General features: G+C 76.4%; 17 protein-coding genes. 11 read left to right on the top strand and 6 right to left on the bottom strand.

The window, feature by feature from the left end; all coding sequences use genetic code 11:
- Positions 1-75: 75 nt before the first annotated feature.
- The 3 genes from ACI78R_RS02710 to ACI78R_RS02700 are packed head-to-tail and all read left to right on the top strand — an operon-like array spanning position 76 to position 3,172.
- Positions 76-1,299: an acyl-CoA dehydrogenase family protein gene (locus ACI78R_RS02710; protein ID WP_073418907.1), complete on the top strand. Its 1,224-nt coding sequence runs from the start codon at positions 76-78 to the stop codon at positions 1,297-1,299.
- The gene (locus tag ACI78R_RS02705; protein WP_457039574.1) at positions 1,296-2,288 is read left to right on the top strand and encodes an acyl-CoA dehydrogenase family protein; all 993 of its coding nucleotides are present in this window, start codon (positions 1,296-1,298) and stop codon (positions 2,286-2,288) included. The genes ACI78R_RS02710 and ACI78R_RS02705 overlap by 4 nt, the downstream gene beginning before the upstream one ends.
- Positions 2,285-3,172: an enoyl-CoA hydratase-related protein gene (locus ACI78R_RS02700; protein ID WP_457039573.1), complete on the top strand. Its 888-nt coding sequence runs from the start codon at positions 2,285-2,287 to the stop codon at positions 3,170-3,172. The genes ACI78R_RS02705 and ACI78R_RS02700 overlap by 4 nt, the downstream gene beginning before the upstream one ends.
- On the opposite strand, the gene ACI78R_RS02695 is transcribed toward ACI78R_RS02700, so the two are convergent.
- Together ACI78R_RS02695 and ACI78R_RS02690 are read right to left on the bottom strand one after the other, a co-directional pair.
- A complete protein-coding gene (locus ACI78R_RS02695; protein ID WP_457039572.1) occupies positions 3,173-5,638 on the bottom strand; it encodes an ABC transporter permease in 2,466 nt (821 codons plus the stop codon).
- A 3-nt stretch (positions 5,639-5,641) separates the two neighbouring features.
- Positions 5,642-6,415 carry an ABC transporter ATP-binding protein gene (locus tag ACI78R_RS02690; RefSeq protein WP_245794283.1) on the bottom strand — a complete coding sequence of 258 codons (774 nt, stop codon included), beginning with the start codon at positions 6,413-6,415 and terminating at the stop codon, positions 5,642-5,644.
- A 389-nt stretch (positions 6,416-6,804) separates the two neighbouring features.
- Between ACI78R_RS02690 and ACI78R_RS02685 the strand changes: the two genes are divergently transcribed.
- Positions 6,805-7,005, top strand: a complete 201-nt coding sequence (locus tag ACI78R_RS02685; RefSeq protein ID WP_457039571.1) for a hypothetical protein — start codon at positions 6,805-6,807, stop codon at positions 7,003-7,005.
- Between the two features lie 3 nt (positions 7,006-7,008).
- On the opposite strand, the gene ACI78R_RS02680 is transcribed toward ACI78R_RS02685, so the two are convergent.
- From ACI78R_RS02680 to ACI78R_RS02670, 3 genes are all read right to left on the bottom strand, one after another.
- Positions 7,009-7,698 (bottom strand): response regulator, encoded by a 690-nt coding sequence (locus ACI78R_RS02680; RefSeq protein WP_457039570.1) that lies wholly within the window; start codon positions 7,696-7,698, stop codon positions 7,009-7,011.
- Positions 7,695-8,879, bottom strand: coding sequence for a sensor histidine kinase (locus tag ACI78R_RS02675; protein ID WP_336029088.1), 1,185 nt, complete (start codon positions 8,877-8,879; stop codon positions 7,695-7,697). Before ACI78R_RS02675 ends, ACI78R_RS02680 begins: the two co-directional genes overlap by 4 nt.
- Before the next feature lie 80 nt (positions 8,880-8,959).
- A complete protein-coding gene (locus tag ACI78R_RS02670; RefSeq protein WP_336029086.1) occupies positions 8,960-9,469 on the bottom strand; it encodes a MarR family winged helix-turn-helix transcriptional regulator in 510 nt (169 codons plus the stop codon).
- Between the two features lie 88 nt (positions 9,470-9,557).
- Here ACI78R_RS02670 and ACI78R_RS02665 point away from each other — a divergent pair, with 88 nt between their 5' ends.
- The 6 genes from ACI78R_RS02665 to typA all read left to right on the top strand — a co-directional run bounded on the left by ACI78R_RS02665 (position 9,558) and on the right by typA (position 14,526).
- A complete protein-coding gene (locus ACI78R_RS02665; RefSeq protein WP_457039569.1) occupies positions 9,558-10,121 on the top strand; it encodes a YceI family protein in 564 nt (187 codons plus the stop codon).
- 127 nt (positions 10,122-10,248) lie between these two features.
- On the top strand, positions 10,249-10,737 hold the full coding sequence (locus tag ACI78R_RS02660; protein WP_457039568.1) for a MauE/DoxX family redox-associated membrane protein: 489 nt from the start codon (positions 10,249-10,251) through the stop codon (positions 10,735-10,737).
- Positions 10,730-11,491 (top strand): DsbA family protein, encoded by a 762-nt coding sequence (locus ACI78R_RS02655; protein ID WP_457039567.1) that lies wholly within the window; start codon positions 10,730-10,732, stop codon positions 11,489-11,491. Before ACI78R_RS02660 ends, ACI78R_RS02655 begins: the two co-directional genes overlap by 8 nt.
- A 25-nt stretch (positions 11,492-11,516) precedes the next feature.
- Positions 11,517-11,870 carry a hypothetical protein gene (locus ACI78R_RS02650; protein WP_457039566.1) on the top strand — a complete coding sequence of 118 codons (354 nt, stop codon included), beginning with the start codon at positions 11,517-11,519 and terminating at the stop codon, positions 11,868-11,870.
- 49 nt (positions 11,871-11,919) lie between these two features.
- The gene (locus tag ACI78R_RS02645; protein WP_457039565.1) at positions 11,920-12,447 is read left to right on the top strand and encodes a hypothetical protein; all 528 of its coding nucleotides are present in this window, start codon (positions 11,920-11,922) and stop codon (positions 12,445-12,447) included.
- Between the two features lie 189 nt (positions 12,448-12,636).
- Positions 12,637-14,526: a translational GTPase TypA gene (gene typA / locus ACI78R_RS02640; protein ID WP_457039564.1), complete on the top strand. Its 1,890-nt coding sequence runs from the start codon at positions 12,637-12,639 to the stop codon at positions 14,524-14,526.
- A gap of 50 nt (positions 14,527-14,576) precedes the next feature.
- On the opposite strand, the gene ACI78R_RS02635 is transcribed toward typA, so the two are convergent.
- On the bottom strand, positions 14,577-15,044 hold the full coding sequence (locus tag ACI78R_RS02635; protein ID WP_457039563.1) for a YdeI/OmpD-associated family protein: 468 nt from the start codon (positions 15,042-15,044) through the stop codon (positions 14,577-14,579).
- A 216-nt stretch (positions 15,045-15,260) separates the two neighbouring features.
- On the opposite strand from ACI78R_RS02635, the gene ACI78R_RS02630 reads away from it, so the two are divergent.
- Complete coding sequence (locus tag ACI78R_RS02630; RefSeq protein ID WP_457039562.1) at positions 15,261-15,788, top strand: DUF5994 family protein; 528 nt, start codon at positions 15,261-15,263, stop codon at positions 15,786-15,788.
- Positions 15,789-15,833 lie beyond the last annotated feature (45 nt).

The following is a 15,833-nucleotide window of genomic DNA, read 5'->3' as shown; positions in this document are numbered from 1 at the left end:
TGACCGTTCCGGGTGACCGGTGCCACGCTGCGCCCGGACCGCCCGACCCACACCCCGACGACGCGGAGGACCGGCGTGGACTTCGACGACACCCCCGACGAGGCCGCCTACCGGGAGCGGGTGCGCACCGTGCTCGCCGACCGGGCCGGCGACCTGCTGCACGTGGCGCCCGGCGAGCCGGTCGACGCGCGCAGCCGGGAGGCCGACCTGCGCGCCACCCAGCGCGTGCTCGCCGAGGAGGGCCTGGTCGGCGTGACCTGGCCGCGCGAGTACGGCGGGCAGGGCGGCACGCTGGTGCAGCAGGCGATCGTGGCGCAGGAGCTCGCCCGCGCCCGGGTGCCCACGCTGATCAACCACATCGGCATCGGCATGTGCGGCCCCACGGTCATCGCGCACGGCAGCGACGACCAGCGTTCCCGCTACCTCGCCCGGCTGCTGCGCGCCGACGACGTCTGGTGCCAGCTGTTCAGCGAGCCGGCGTCGGGCTCCGACCTCGCCGCGCTGCGCACCTCCGCCGTCCGCGACGGGGAGGACTGGGTGGTCAACGGGCAGAAGGTCTGGACGACGCTCGCCCACGTCTCCGACTTCGGCATCCTGCTCACCCGCACCGACCCGGAGAGGCCCAAGCACGCGGGGCTGACGATGTTCGTCGTCGACATGCACGCGCCCGGCGTCACGGTGCGGCCGCTGCGCCAGATGAGCGGCGGCGCGGACTTCAACGAGGTGTTCTTCGACGACGTCCGCATCCCCGACTCCGAGCGGCTCGGTGAGCCCGGCGAGGGCTGGCGGGTCGCGCTCACCACCCTGATGAACGAGCGGGTCGCCATCGGCGGCGCCGGCAGCGACATCGGCCAGTCCGCCGAGTCCCTGGCCGCGCACGCCCGCGACCGGCTGCCGCACCTGGACCCCGAGCGGCAGGCGCTGGCCCGCCAGGCGGTGGGGCGGGCGCTGGTCGCCGCGCTCGCCGCCCGCTACACCGGCTACCGCCGCTTCACCACGCTGTCGCAGGGCGGCGTGCCGGGGCCGGAGGCCAGCGCCGGGAAGCTCGGCGGCACCGCCGCGGCCCGGCTGGTGGCCGACGCCGGCGTCCGGCTGCTCGGCGACGACGCCGTCCTCGGTGCCACCGCCGACGGCGACGAGACCTGGCAGAAGGCGCAGGCGTACGTGCCCGGCATCGCCATCGCCGGGGGCACCGACCAGGTGCTGCGCAACATCCTCGGCGAGCGCGTGCTGGGCCTGCCCGCGGAGCCGCGCACCGACAAGACCGCCCCCTTCTCCTCCTCCGGAGGCCGCCGGTGAACTTCGACCTGTCCGACGACCAGCGCGACGCCGCCGCCGGCGCCCGCGAGTTCTTCACCGGCTCGGTCCCGCTGTCGGCCGCGCGCCGCGCGCTCGACGGCGACGGCGCCCCCGCGCCCGGCCGCAAGGCGCTGGCCGACATCGGCTTCCTCGGCATCACCGTGCCCGAGTCCGCCGGGGGCGCGGGCGGCAGCGTGCTCGACCTCGCCGTCGTCGCCGAGCAGGGCGGCGCGGTGCTGGCCGGGCCCTCGCTGGTCACCGCCGCGCGCGCCGCGGTGCTGCTCGAGGGCGCGCCCGACCTCGCCGCGCAGCTCGCCGACGGGTCGGCCGCGGTCGCCGTGCTCGACGGCCCGCCGACCGGCTCGGCGCCGTCGGTCGACGCCGCCGACGCGACGCTGTTCCTCGCCCTCGACGGCGACACGCTCGTCGCGGGGGAGGGCGAGGTGGTGCCCGGCAGGCCGCTGGACGCCACCCGCGGCCTCGCCCGGGTGCGGCTGACCTCCCGCCGCGTGCTCGCCGAGGACGCCGGCGCGCTGTGGGCGCGGGCCCGCCGGGTGGGCGCCGTCGTGATGGCCGCCGAGGACCTCGGCGCCGCCGACCGCGCGGTGCTCATGGGCGTGGAGTACGCGCGGCAGCGCGAGGCGTTCGGCCGGGTCATCGGCTCCTACCAGGCGGTCAAGCACATGCTCGTCGACGCCTGGGTGGGCGTGGACCAGCTGCGCTCCCTGGTGTGGTGGGCGGCGTGGGCGGCCGACTCGGCGCCGGAGGAGCTGCCGCTGGCCGCCGCGGCCGCGAAGGCCTACGCCGCCGACGTGTTCGAGCGGGCCGCGGAGACGGTCGTGCAGGTGCACGGCGGGATCGGGTTCACCTGGGAGCACGACGCGCAGCTGTACTGGCGCCGCGCCAAGACCGACCGGCTGCTGCTGGGCGACGCCGCCGAGCACCTCGACGCGGTCGCCCGGCTCGCGGAGGCCGGCGCCCTGGGATGACGTTCGAGCAGCTTCGGTACGACGTCGCCGACCGCGTCGCCACGATCACCCTGTCCCGCCCCGAGCGGCTCAACGCCTTCACGCCGCGGATGGCGGTCGAGCTCGCGCAGGCCGCCGCGGCGGCAGATGCCGACGACGGGGTGCGGGTCGTCGTCGTCACCGGTGCGGGGCGGGGCTTCTGCGCCGGCGCCGACCTCGGGGCGGGCGCGGGCACCTTCGCCGGCCGCGGGCGGGAGGACGCCCCGGCCCGCGGCGCCGTCGGTGGCGTCCCGCGCGACTGGGGCGGCATGGCCTCGCTGCCGTTCGCCGCGCTGCGCAAGCCGGTGATCGCCGCGGTCAACGGCCCGGCCGTGGGGATCGGCGCCACGATGGTGCTGCCGATGGACGTCCGGATCGCCGCGGAGTCCGCGCGCTTCGGCTTCGTCTTCGCCCGCCGCGGCATCACCCCGGAGGCGGCGTCGTCCTGGTTCCTGCCGCGGGTGGTCGGCATCAGCCAGGCGATGGAGTGGGTGGCCACCGGGCGGGTGTTCGACGCCGGCGAGGCGCTGCGCGGCCGGCTGGTCTCCCGCGTCGTCCCCGACGAGGAGCTGCTGCCCACCGCGTACGCGCTGGCGGACGAGATCGCCGGTAACACCTCCGGCGTCGCGGTGGCCGCCGCGCGTCAGCTGCTGTGGTCGATGCTCGGGCAGCCCTCGCCGTGGGACGCGCACCGCGCGGAGTCCCGGGCGCTGGCCGAGCTGGCCGGCGGACCCGACGCCGCCGAGGGCGTGGCCGCCTTCCTCGACAAGCGCGCCCCCGACTTCCGGGCCCCGCTCGGCGACGGCGACGTCGCCGGGGTGGCGCGCTGGCCCGCGCCCCCCGGCGACGTCACCGACCCGGTGTAGCTACACGGCCGCGATCGCCGCGACCGGCGCGGTGCGGGCCGCCCGGCGCGCGGGCAGCACGCTGGCCAGCAGCCCGGCGACCGTCGCCACCACGACGATCCCGCCGACCTGCACCCACGGGACGTCGACCACCACGACGTCCTGGCCGCCGAGCAGCGACGCGGTGCCGATCAGCCCGTACGCCCCGCCGACCAGCACACCGAGCACCGCCGCGACGCCGGCCACGAGCAGCGCCTCCCACGCCAGCAGCCCGCGCATCTGCCCGCGGGTCAGTCCCAGCGCCCGCAGCAGCCCGTTCTCCTGCCGCCGCTCGACCACCGATAGCGCCAGCGTGTTGCCCACCCCGATCAGGGCGATGAGCACCGCGACCCCGAGCAGGCCGGTGACCACGAGGAGCATCGCGTCGAGCACCTGGTCGATCGCGGCGCGCTCGCTGGCCAGGCCGGTGACGTAGGCGTCGGGGGCGGCCGCGCCGGTGAGCTCGGTGACCTCCGCGATGGCGTCCCGCTGGCCGTCGCCGTCGGCCAGCCGCAGCCACAGCGTCGCCGCCGGGGCGTCGGGCACCAGGCCGCGCAGGTCGGCCGCGTACAGCAGCGGCGTGCTGGCGTCCCCGCCGACGGTGGCGGTCAGCGTGCGGCTGTTCGCCCCGGCGGTGAGCGTCACCTCGTCGCCGTCGCGCACCGACCACACCTCGGCCGCCCACGGCGGCAGCACCACCTCGCCGAGCGCGGGCAGCGGCAGGTCGGCGGTGCTGCGCACCACCCCGCCCGCGTCGGCCGGGTCCACGCCCTGGACCCAGGTCGGCTGCCCGTCGGGGCCCGTCAGGTCGGCGCCGGCGAGCGCCGTGCCGCCGGCCACGCCGTCGACCTCCTCCAGCTGCGGCAGCAGCGACGACGGCAGCTCGCCGTACGCGCCGATCTCCACGTCGGCCGGGTAGGCGGAGTCCAGCCCCGCCTGCGCGGTCGCCCGGGTGGAGGCCGCCCCGACGACCATCGCGGTGGTCAGCGTGACGCCGATCAACAGCGCGGTCGCCGTCGCCGCCGTCCGGCGCGGGTTGCGGCTCGCGTTCCCGGCGGCCAGCCGGCCGGGCAGGCCGCCGGCGCGGCCCAGTGCCCGCCCGGCGGCGGCGACCACCGGGGGCACCGCGCGCTGGGCGAGCAGGACGACGCCGAGGAAGCTCGCCGCCCCGCCGGCCAGCGCCGGGTAGATCTGCGCCATCACCACGCCGAGCGCCATGAGCGCCGACCCGCCGAGCACCAGCACGAGGCCGGTGGCGAAGCGGAGCAGGCCGCCGCGGCTGCGCAGCGGGGCGGGGTCGGCCGGCCGCAGCGCGGCCAGCGGCGCCACCCGGGTGGCCGCCCGGGCCGGGCCGAGCGCCGCGACCAGCGTGGTGAGCGTGCCGACGGCGAGCCCCGCGGCGACGGCGTACAGCGGCACCGTGACGCCCTCCAGCGGGATCGGGGAGTCGGTGCCGACGAGCGCGGAGACGACGGCGGCCAGCCCGATGCCGGCGCCGACCCCCACCGCGGAGGCGACCAGCCCGGTGACCGCGGCCTCGGCGAGCACGCTGCGCCGGACCTGCCGCGAGGTGGCGCCCACGCAGCGCAGCAGCGCGAGGTCGTGGGTGCGCTGGGCGACCAGCACGGCGAGCGTGTTGGCGATGACCAGCCCCGCCACGAGCACCGCGACGGTGGCGAACACCAGCAGGACGGCGGTGAGCGCGAGCCGGTTGCCGGTCACGTACGCGACGGCGGACGCCGCGGCCTCCTCCCCGGTGCTCACGGTGACGTCGCGCCCGTCGAGGGCCGCGGCGACGGTCGCCACCAACCCGGCGGGGTCGGTGCCGGGTGCCGCGGCGACGCGCAGCTCCGTCGGGTCGGTGGCGCCCCAGGCGGACACCTGGGCGGGCACGGCGTACCCGTGGGCGTACACGCCTGCGGCCGGGTCGCCGGCCAGGTCGACCAGCCCGGTGACGGTGGCCTCGGCGGTCGCGGTGACGTCGCCGGTGGCCGGGTCGAGCACGGACACCGCGACGACGTCGCCGACCTCGGCGTCGGTCGGCAGGCCCAGGGCGAGCTCGCCGGGACGGTCGGGCAGGGTGCCGGCGGTCACCCGCTGCCAGCGCAGCTCCGGGTCGGCGGCGACGCTGCCGACCTGCAGGTAGGCGGCCGAGCGGCCGGGGAGGGCGGCCTGCACGTCGGCGGTGGCGGTGGGGTCGACCGCGGCGACGCCGGGCAGCGCGGTGAGGGTCGCGACATCGCCGGCCAGGGAGCCGCCGTCGCGGGCGGTGACCACGGCGTCGGCGCCGACGTACTGGGCGCCGGCGGCCCGCAGCAGCGTGGCGCGAGCTGTCTCGTTGAGCACGAGCGTGGCGGCGACGAACGCGGTGGCGATGACGACCGCGAGCGTGGCCGCGACCAGCCGCGGTAGGTGCGCGCGCAGGCCGGCCAGGGTGGTGGACAGCACCGGTCAGCCCCCGAGCCCGCGGAGCGCCTCGAGCACGGACGCGGCGGTGGGCCGGTCGATCTCGCCGGCCGGGCGGCCGTCGGCGAGCAGGACCACGCGGTCGGCGTAGGAGGCCGCGGTGGGGTCGTGGGTGACCATGACGACGGTCTGGCCGGTCTCGCGGACGCTGCTGCGCAGCAGGTCGAGCACCTCGGCGCCGGCGCGGGAGTCGAGGTTGCCGGTGGGCTCGTCGGCGAAGACGACGTCGGGGCGGGGGAGCAGCGCCCGGGCGATGGCCACCCGCTGCTGCTGGCCGCCGGAGAGCTCCGAGGGGCGGTGACGCAGCCGCTCGCGCAGGCCGAGCCGGGCGACGACGGCGTCGAACCAGGCCGGGTCGGGACGGCGGCCGGCCAGCTGCATCGGCAGCACGATGTTCTCCCGCGCGTCGAGCACCGGGAGCAGGTTGAACGCCTGGAAGACGAAGCCGATGCGCTCGCGGCGCAGGCGGGTCAGCTGGTCGTCGCGCAGCCGGGTGAGCTCGGTGCCACCCAGCCACACCTGCCCGGAGGTGGCGGCGTCGAGACCCGCGAGGCAGTGCATCAGCGTCGACTTGCCGGAACCGGACGGGCCCATGATCGCGGTGAAGCCGCCGCGCTCGAAGGTGACGTCGACGCCGGCCAGCGCGTGCACCGCCGTCTCACCGGAGCCGTAGACCTTGGTCAGGCCGGTGGCGCGGACGGCGGCGGACGACACCGGCGCCGGCGGCTCGCCGGGGACGGTCATGACGGGGACGGACACTGCTGACCTCCGCGGATCGCTTCTCGGGACGCTGACGACCCTCGCGCCCGGCGGCGTCCTCCCGCGTCGGAGCGGGGACCGGTTCCCGCGGCCGCGCCGCTGCGCCCGCGGGCGGAGGGCCTGTCATCCTCCGGTCGGACACGGGGAGGACGCGTGACGGGGACGGACCGGCGACGGGTGAGGGCGACACCCGGGCCGGTCCTCGTGCTGGCCGCGGTGGGGGTGCTCTGGGCGCTCGTGGTGCCGGTGTCCCTCCTCGACGCCCTGGGGTCGATCCGGTTCGACCCGCGGCCGCCTGGCAGGACGAGGCGATACCGGCAGCGGACGTCTGGCGGGGTCGCGCGCAGGGTGCGGCTCTCCAGGCGACGGCGCCGGCCGCCGTGCTGCCCGTGGCCGGGGCGCTGCTGGCCCTGCGCGGGCGGCGGCGGGTGGTCGCGGCGGTGTTCGGCGGCCTGGCCGCGCTCGGCACGGCCGCCGGGATCGGGCTCTACGCGCCGGCGCTCCCCGACGACCGGCCCGCCGCACCGGAGCAGGAGGTGGGCTTGGTCGTCTGCCCGGTGGACGGCCCGCGCGAGCCCCCGTGCCCGTAGCGGTCAGGCGTCGCGGAGCAGGTCGGCGGGGGAGACCAGGCCGGTCCGGTAGGCGAGGACGACGGCCTGCACGCGGTCGCGCGAGCCGGTCTTCGCCAGCACCCGGCCGACGTGGGTCTTCACCGTCGCCTCGCTGACGAACAGCCGCCCGGCGATCTCGGTGTTCGTGGCGCCCAGGGCCATCTGCACGAGCACCTCGCGCTCGCGGGGGGTGAGCTCGCCGAGCTCCGCGCCCCCGCCGCCGGCCGGGGCCGCCGCCGAACCGCGCAGCATCGGCGCCACGTGCTGCAGCAGCCGCCGGGTGGAACTGGCGGCGATCACCGAGTCACCGGCGTGCACGGTGCGCACCGCGGCGAGCATCTCCTCGGGCGGGGCGTCCTTGAGCAGGAACCCGCTGGCGCCGGCGCCGATCGCCGCGACCACGTACTCGTCGAGGTCGAAGGTGGTCAGCACGACCACCCGCGGCGGGTCGGGCAGCGCGGTCACCTGGCGGGTCGCCTCGATGCCGTCGGTGCCGGGCATGCGCACGTCCATCAGGACGACGTCGGCCGGCGTCGAGCGCAGCATCGCCACCGCGGCGGCGCCGTCGCCGGCCTCGCCGACGACGGTGAGGTCGGGCTGGGAGTCGATCACCATGCGGAACCCGGCCCGCACCATCTGCTGGTCGTCGACCAGGGCCACCCGGATCGTCACCGCGCACCTCCCAGGGGCAGGACGGCGTGCACGCGCCACCCGCCGCCGGCCCGCGGGCCGGCCTCCATGCGGCCGCGGTGCAGCTGCGCGCGCTCGTGCATCCCGCGCAGCCCCTGGCCCCGTCCGTCGCTCTCCGCCACGGCGGCGGCCGCGCCCCGCCCGTCGTCGAGCACCGACAGCTCGAGGGAGTCCGGCCGCCAGTGCAGCCGCACCCACGCCCGGCCGTTGGGGCCGGCGTGCTTGAGCACGTTGGTCAGCGACTCCTGCACGATCCGGTAGGCCGCCAGCTGCGGACCGGCGGCCATGGGGCGCGGCTCGCCCTCGACCAGCAGGTCGACGTCCAGGCCGCTGGCCCGCACGTCCTCGACGAGCGCGGGGACGGCCGCGACGTCGGGCTGCGGCGCGTACTCCTCGCCCGGGCCCTCGCGCAGCACCCCGAGCAGCGCCCGCATGTCGGTGAGCGCCTGCCGGCCGGTGGCGGCGATGGCCTCCAGCGCGCCGGTGGCGGCCTCCGGGTCGGTGCGCCCGGCGTAGCGGCCGCCGTCGGCCTGCGCGATCACGACCGACAGGGAGTGCGCGACGACGTCGTGCATCTCCCGGGCGATCCGGGCGCGCTCGGCGGTGGCGGCCAGCCGCATCTCCTGCTCGCGCTCGACCTCCAGCAGGCGCGCCCGCTCGGCCAGGCCGGCGACCTCGCCGAGCCGCGAGCGGCGCACGCGGCCCAGCGCCCACGCCGCGACGACGGAGACGCCGATCGCGCTCGCCGTGACGAGCAGCGCGTCGCTGGAGTTCGCCGAGTACCAGCGCAGCGAGGCCAGGACCGCGCCGAACAACCCCAGCGCCAGCCCCGCCCGCGAGGCCCAGCGCTCGGCGTACGCGGCCAGGGCGTAGACCATCAGCAGCGCCGAGACGTTGGCCGCGAGGAAGTCGGTGCCGAGCACCAGCTCCGCGAGGCCCGCGACGGTGACGACCGCCGCGGCCTGCACCGGGGCCCGCCGCCGCCAGGCGAGCGGGGCCACCAGCGCGACGCCGAGGACGAAGGCGATGCCCTCGGACGCGTAGTAGGAGGAGGCCGGCGCGACGACGGTGACGAGCCCGACCAGGCAGGCCAGGGCGACGTCGACCTCGAAGGGGCGGGCGCGCAGCCGGTCGAGGGCGTGCTCGAGCAGGGGTCCGTCCATGTCGGGACCGACCCTAGGCAGCGCCGGGCGTCCCGTCGTCCACCCGCGGGAGGACCCCGTGTCGTGCCGCGGGCGGACCCTCAGCGCGAGGGGTCGAGGTGGCGCAGCAGCGTCTCGCCGAGGTCGCGCATCGCCGCGACCTGCTCCGGGGTGAGCTGGTCGAACAGGTGGGTGCGCACGCCCTCGACGTGCACCGGCGCGGCCGCCTCCAGGGCGGCGAAGCCCTCGTCGGTGAGGACGGCGAGCAGGCCGCGGCCGTCCTCGGCGCACTCCTGGCGGCGCACCCAGCCGCGCTCCTCGAGCCGCGACACCGCGTGCGAGAGGCGGCTGCGGGAGGACAGGCAGCGGTCGGCCAGCTCGCTCATGCGCATCTGCCGGCTGGGCGTCTCCGACAGCTGCACGAGGATCTCGTAGTAGGCGGTCGGGATGCCGGTGGCGCGCATGAGCTCGCGCTCGAGCCGGTCGTTGAGCAGCTGCGTGCTGTAGAGCCACGCCCGCCAGGCGCGCTGCTCCTCGGCGTCGAGCCAGCGCGTCCCGCCCGCGGGGTGCTCGACGTCTCCCTCGCCGGGAGGGGACACCTGCGTCGTCATGCCCTCAGGGTACTGGCGGAATAGTCAAGCGCTCAACTACGCTACTGGCGGCACGGAAGTACAACGCTCAACCACCTGGGAGCCAGCAATGACCAGCACCACCGCCGTCCAGATCCCCGGCTACGTCGCCGGCACCTGGGACATCGACGCCAGCCACTCCACCGTCGGCTTCTCGGTCCGCCACATGATGGTGAGCAAGGTCCGCGGCTACTTCACCCAGTTCTCCGGCGAGATCGTCACCGCCGAGGACCCGGCGCAGTCCACCGTGAACGCCACGATCGACATGGACTCGATCGACACCCGCCAGGAGCAGCGCGACGCGCACATCCGCTCCGCGGACTTCTTCGACGTCGGCAACCACACCGTCATGACCTTCCGCTCCACCGGCGTCGTCGCCGACGGTGAGGACTGGACCGTCCAGGGCGACCTGACCATCAAGGGCATCACCAAGTCCGTCACCCTGGCCCTCGAGGTCAACGGCTTCGGCCCCGACGCCTACGGCGGCACGCGCGCCGGCTTCAGCGCCAAGACCTCCATCTCCCGCAAGGCCTACGGCGTCGACATCGACATGCCGATGGACGGCGGCGGCGTCGTCGTCGGCGACAAGATCGAGGTCGAGCTCGAGATCGAGGCCGTGCTCCGCACCGCCTGATCCCCGGACGCCGCACCCGCGGCGGACCCGACCGAGGGGCCCCGGACGCACCCCGCGTCCGGGGCCCTCGCGCGTCCCGGGAGCGCGTCCCGGGAACCAGGAGCGTCCCGGGGACGACCAGGGAGTCGTGCAGAGCGTCCGCAGAGCCCAGCCGTGGCTGTCGACCGCCGCCCGCCTCCTGCTCGGCGGCGTGCTCGTCGTCGCCGGCGCCCTCAAGCTGCCCGACCCGGCCGAGGCGGTGCGGGCCGTCCGCGCCTACCGGCTGCTGCCCGAGGGGCTCGTCGGGCCGGTGGCCTTCGGGCTGCCGGTGGTCGAGGTCGCCGTCGGCCTCGCGCTGCTGGCCGGGGTGTTCCTGCGGACGGCCGCGCTGGCCGCCGCCGTGCTGATGGCGGTGTTCACCGCCGCGGTGGCCTCCGCCTGGGCGCGGGGCCTGCAGATCGACTGCGGTTGCTTCGGTGGCGGCGGGGAGGTGGCCGCGGGGGAGACCGGCTACCCGGCCGAGGTGGCCCGCGACGTCGCGCTGCTGCTCGTGGCGGTCGCCCTCGCCCGGTGGCCGCGGTCGCGGCTGGCCCTCGGTGGCCCGGCGGCCGGCGTCCGGGAGCCCGCCCGTGTCTGATCCCCGGCGCACCTCGGCGCGGCGGCGCATCGCGGAACGGCGGGCCGCGGAGGCGGCGGCGCGGGCGGCCGCGCTCCGGCGCCGGCGCACCGTCGTCGGCGGGGTCGTCGCGGCGGTGCTCGTCCTGGTCGCCGTCGTCGTGGTGGTGGTCGTGCAGACCCAGCGCACGCAGACGTCCCCGGCCGCCGCCGTCCCGGCCGGCACCGCCGACGGCGGCACGGTCGTCGCCCTCGGCCCGGACGACGCCCCGGTGACCGTGGACGTCTACGAGGACCCCCTGTGTCCCTACTGCGCCCGCTTCGAGGCCGCGGCCGGCGACACCCTCGAGCAGCTGGCCGCCGACGGCGCGGTCCAGGTGCGCTACCGCACGATCGCCTTCCTCGACCGTGCCTCCACCGACGACTACTCCACCCGCGCGCTCAACGCCGCCGGCGTCGTCGTCGACGCGGCCGGCGTCGAGGCCTGGCTGCGCTTCCACGACGCGCTGTTCGCCGAGCAACCCGCCGAGGGCGGGCCAGGGCTCGACGACGACCGGCTGGTCGAGCTGGCCGCGCAGGCCGGGGCCACCGGGGCGGAGGTCGAGCGGGGCATCCGCGACCTGCGCTTCGCCGACTGGACCGAGCAGGTCACCGACGCCGCCAGCCGCGCCGGGGTGACCGGCACGCCCACCGTGCTCGTCGACGGCGAGCCGTTACCCGCCGAGGAGCTCACCGCCGACGGCGTCCGCGCGGCGGTGGAGGGCGCGGCGCCGTGACCGGCGGTGCGGGGACACTGGGCACATGACGACGTCCGTGCTCTCCCGCGCCCGCACCCGGCTGTCCTCCGCCGCCCTCGTCGCCGTGGGACTCGCGGCCGGCTTCGGCGTCGCGCAGGGCACCGGGATCCGGGCGCTCGGCGGCGCGGTGTTCCTGGCCGGCGGCCTGGCAGCGGGGTGGCTGTGGCTCCAGCGGCGCGGCTGGGCGGTGGCGCTGGGCCTCGGCGCGCTCTACGTCGGGGCCTTCGTCCTGGCGCACGTGCTCGCGCTCGGCGTGGGCCTGCCGGCCTGGCTGGCCGTCGGGCTCGTGACCGTGGTCGCGGCCGGCGTGACCTTCGTCGTGGCCGATCGGGAGGTCCCCGGCGCATCGCTGCGCTGACCCGGGTGTCCGTCGGCGCGCGGAGGCCGCGGCCCGGCACACTGCGGGCATGACGACCCGAGCCGTCCGGGGATGGCCGTCCGACGTGCTCGTGCCGACCCTGCTCGGCGGGACCTTCTACGCGACGGCGATGCAGAGCCTCGACGTGCTCGCCTTCGACGAGGTGTGGAGCTGGGGCAGGGCCGCTGTGACGGGAACCGCCTTCGCCGCCGTCTTCGGCCTGGCGATGGCCGCGCAGTACCGGTTCACCGTGAGAGGACGCGAGCGCGCGGAGGTGGCGCGGGTCGTGGCGTCGGGGGTCCTCCCCGCGGGATCCGACCGGGAGTGGTGGGGACGGCTGGAGGCCGAGCGGCGACGTCTCCGGAGCAACGGGACGGGCGCGCTGGCGATCTCGGTCCTCGGGGCGCTGCTGGTCGCCGTCGTGACACCTCTCCGGGACGGTCCGGGCGGATGGGGGTGGGTCCTCGCGCTCGCCCTCCTGCTCGTCGGCGGCGTCGCCGTCCGGCATCAGCGTCTGCGGCTGGCGGCAGTGGACCGGATGCACCGAGGACTGCAGGAGCGGCTCACCCGGGTCTGAGGCCGTGAGTCTGGTCACGATCGCCGCCGCCGGGGTGACGTACGCGGTGGCCGACCGCCCGTAGCGGGGGAGGGCCGGCGCGCGCAGCGCCTAAGCTGGGAAGGTCGCCGGGCCGGCGGCCGTTGTTCGTGGTACCGCGTGCGCCGCCGCCGCGGGATCCCCCTGACTCCCCCTGAGGTGCCCTTCCGCATGCCCACCCGCGACGACCTGCGCAACGTGGCGATCATCGCCCACGTCGACCACGGCAAGACCACCCTGGTCGACGCCCTCCTCCGCCAGGCGGGCGCCCTCGGGCGCGCCAAGGGCGAGGGGACGGACAACGACTCCACGCAGGACCGCGTCATGGACTCGATGGACCTCGAGCGTGAGCGCGGCATCACCATCCTCGCCAAGAACACCGCCATCCGGCTGGCCGACGAGGACGGCAACCCGGTGACGGTGAACATCGTCGACACCCCCGGCCACGCCGACTTCGGCGGCGAGGTCGAGCGCGGCCTGTCGATGGTCGACGGCGTCGTGCTGCTCGTGGACTCCTCCGAGGGCCCGCTGCCGCAGACCCGCTTCGTGCTCCGCAAGGCGCTCGGCAAGAAGATGCCGGTCATCCTCGTGGTCAACAAGACCGACCGCTCCGACGCGCGCATCGCCGAGGTCGTCGACGAGACCTACGAGCTGTTCATGGAGCTGCTCGAGGACAACGGCCTCGACACCGACGCCCTCGAGTTCCCGATCGTCTACAGCAACGGCAAGACCGGGCAGGCCTCCCTCACCCGGCCCGCCGACGGGACCAGCCCCGACAGCCCGGACCTGGGCCCGCTGGTGAAGACGCTGCTCGACACCATCCCGGCGCCGACCTACGACGCCGAGGAGCCCCTGCGCGCGCAGGTCACCAACCTCGACGCCTCGCCCTACCTCGGCCGGCTGGCGCTGCTGCGCATCCACTCCGGCACGATGAAGAACGGCCAGCATGTGGCCTGGTGCAAGACCGACGGCACCATCCAGCGGGTCAAGATCACCGAGCTGCTCGTGACCGAGGGCCTCACCCGCACCCCGGCCGACAGCGCGGGCCCCGGTGACCTCGTCGCCATCGCCGGCATCGAGGACATCATGATCGGCGACACCCTCGCCGACCCCAACGACCCGCGCCCGCTGCCGCCGCTGACCGTCGACGAGCCGTCGATCTCGATCACCATCGGCATCAACACCTCGCCGATCTCCGGCCGCTCGGGCAAGAAGCTCACCGCCCGGCTCATCAAGAACCGCCTCGACCAGGAGCTGGTCGGCAACGTGTCGGTGCGCATGCTGCCCACCGAGCGCCCGGACACCTGGGAGATGCAGGGCCGCGGCGAGCTCGCGCTGGCCATCCTCGTCGAGCAGCTGCGCCGCGAGGAGTTCGAGCTCACCGTCGGTCGCCCGCAGGTGGTCACCAAGACCATCGACGGCTCGCTGCACGAGCCGGTCGAGCGGGTCACCATCGACACCCCCGGCGAGTACGTCGGCACGCTGACCCAGGCGCTGGCCGCCCGCAAGGGCCGCATGGAGAACCTGGTGCACCACGACACCGGCTGGGCGCGGATGGAGTACGTCGTCCCCTCGCGCGGCCTGATCGGCTTCCGCACCGAGTTCCTCACCGAGACCCGCGGCACCGGCGTCCTCAACCACAACCTCGAGGGCTACGAGCCGTGGATGGGCGAGATGCGCGCCCGTCCCACCGGCTCGCTGGTGGCCGACCGGCAGGGCGTGGCGACGTCGTACGCCATGTTCTCGCTGCAGGAGCGCGGCTCGATGATGGTCGCCCCGGGCACCGAGGTGTACGAGGGCATGATCGTCGGCGAGAACTCCCGGCCCGACGACATGGACGTCAACATCACCAAGGAGAAGAAGCTCACCAACATGCGGTCCTCGACCGCGGAGGAGCTCGAGCGCCTGGTGCCGCCGCGGATCCTCAACCTCGAGCAGGCGCTGGAGTTCTGTGCCGAGGACGAGTGCGTCGAGGTCACCCCGGCCGCCGTCCGCGTGCGCAAGGTCGTCCTCGACCAGACCGAGCGCGGCAAGGCGAAGAACCGCAAGCCCAAGGCCTGAGCCAGGCCGCCGAGAGCCCCCGTCCGGTCCGCCGGGCGGGGGCTCTCGCGCTACCCGGCCGCCAGCTCCCGCAGCAGGGCGGCGATCCGCTGCGCCCGGGTGGCCTCTCGGGCCGCGTTCTCCACCGGCGTGAGTAGCTGCCTCCGCCGGCCGGGCGTCAGCCGCTCGAACGCGGGCAGGCGGCCGCCGTCCGCCAGCGCCGCCCGCACGTCGTCGGGGACCAGGACGGTGTCGGGGTCGGCCGGGCGCAGCCGGCACGCCGCCGCGTCCCCGGGGGCGAGCCCCAGCCGGCGGCGCAGCCCCGGGCCGACGTAGACGAAGGCGTCGGCCAGCACGGCCGGCTCGGCCCGGTTCAGCCCCAGGTTGACCTCGACGTCGTCGACGCGGCCCTCGACCCGCCGGGTCCGCTCCGCCCGGGCCGCCTCCTCCAGCGCGGCCGGGACGCGGATGACCAGGTAGACGTTCCGCCCCCACGGCAGGGGCTCGAGGACGCCGTCGAAGACGGACTCACGGGTCATGCGGCCTCCCCGGGGACGGTTCCCTGCCGCATCTTCGCCGGACGGCGGCCTCCCGGATGCCCGTGACCGGATCGTGACCTCCCGTGACGGCGGGCCGTACGGGCTCGACAGGCCGGTCGCCGCCTCGCCGGGCCGCCCCACCGCGCCGACCTACGGTCGCTGCGGTGGGCCCGGACGCGGGCCCACCGCGGGACGAGCGGGAGGCGGGGACAGCAGATGACCCAGGCGGTGTGGGGACCGGAGGGCTTCCGCGGCGGCATCGACGTCCGGGTGAGCCTGCGCGCGGACGCCGGGTCGGGCGAGAACACCTTCGACGGCGCGTGGTACCCGCGCAGCCGCGACCTCGCCGTCGAGGTGCCGGAGCTGGTGGCCGCCCTCGACCGGCGCGGCGTGCGCATCGAGCGCTTCACCCACCCCCTCGACGGCTGGCAGCCCGCACCGCGCAAGGTCGTCGTCGACGGCCGGGTGGTGCGCACCGGCGGGTTCCGCAGCATGGACCCGGGCGTGGTGTGCCTGAGCTGGGCCGGTGGCAACCGCCGCGCCGACCTGCTCGTCGTCCCGCCGGAGACCGACGTCATCACCGGCGTGCGGGCGCTGCGGCTGTGCACCCGCCGCGGCCTGCCGCGCTCGCCGCAGATGGTGCTCGCCGCCGCCCGCTCCCAGCCGCTGCCCCAGGTGCCCGCCGTCCGGGTGTCCCGGGCCGTCCAGGTGTCCCCGGCCGGGCAGGTGTCGCGGGCCGGCTGAGGGGGCGCGCGCTCCGCGCACGCTACGTTGCGCCGTCCGCGAACC

It is taken from the genome of Geodermatophilus sp. SYSU D01106, assembly GCF_054049995.1.
The sequence above is the reverse complement of the archived record's forward strand: the minus strand, read 5'-3'. Positions and strand labels throughout refer to the sequence as shown.

Excerpts from the sequence above, each read along its gene's own strand:
- typA (WP_457039564.1), top strand. The coding sequence starts at position 12,637 with ATGCCCACCCGCGACGACCTGCGCAACGTGGCGATCATCGCCCACGTC.
- ACI78R_RS02675 (WP_336029088.1), bottom strand. The coding sequence starts at position 8,879 with ATGGACGGACCCCTGCTCGAGCACGCCCTCGACCGGCTGCGCGCCCGC.
- ACI78R_RS02700 (WP_457039573.1), top strand. The coding sequence starts at position 2,285 with ATGACGTTCGAGCAGCTTCGGTACGACGTCGCCGACCGCGTCGCCACG.
- ACI78R_RS02635 (WP_457039563.1), bottom strand. The coding sequence starts at position 15,044 with ATGACCCGTGAGTCCGTCTTCGACGGCGTCCTCGAGCCCCTGCCGTGG.
- ACI78R_RS02670 (WP_336029086.1), bottom strand. The coding sequence starts at position 9,469 with ATGACGACGCAGGTGTCCCCTCCCGGCGAGGGAGACGTCGAGCACCCC.
- ACI78R_RS02650 (WP_457039566.1), top strand. The coding sequence starts at position 11,517 with ATGACGACGTCCGTGCTCTCCCGCGCCCGCACCCGGCTGTCCTCCGCC.
- ACI78R_RS02630 (WP_457039562.1), top strand. The coding sequence starts at position 15,261 with ATGACCCAGGCGGTGTGGGGACCGGAGGGCTTCCGCGGCGGCATCGAC.
- ACI78R_RS02645 (WP_457039565.1), top strand. The coding sequence starts at position 11,920 with ATGACGACCCGAGCCGTCCGGGGATGGCCGTCCGACGTGCTCGTGCCG.
- ACI78R_RS02665 (WP_457039569.1), top strand. The coding sequence starts at position 9,558 with ATGACCAGCACCACCGCCGTCCAGATCCCCGGCTACGTCGCCGGCACC.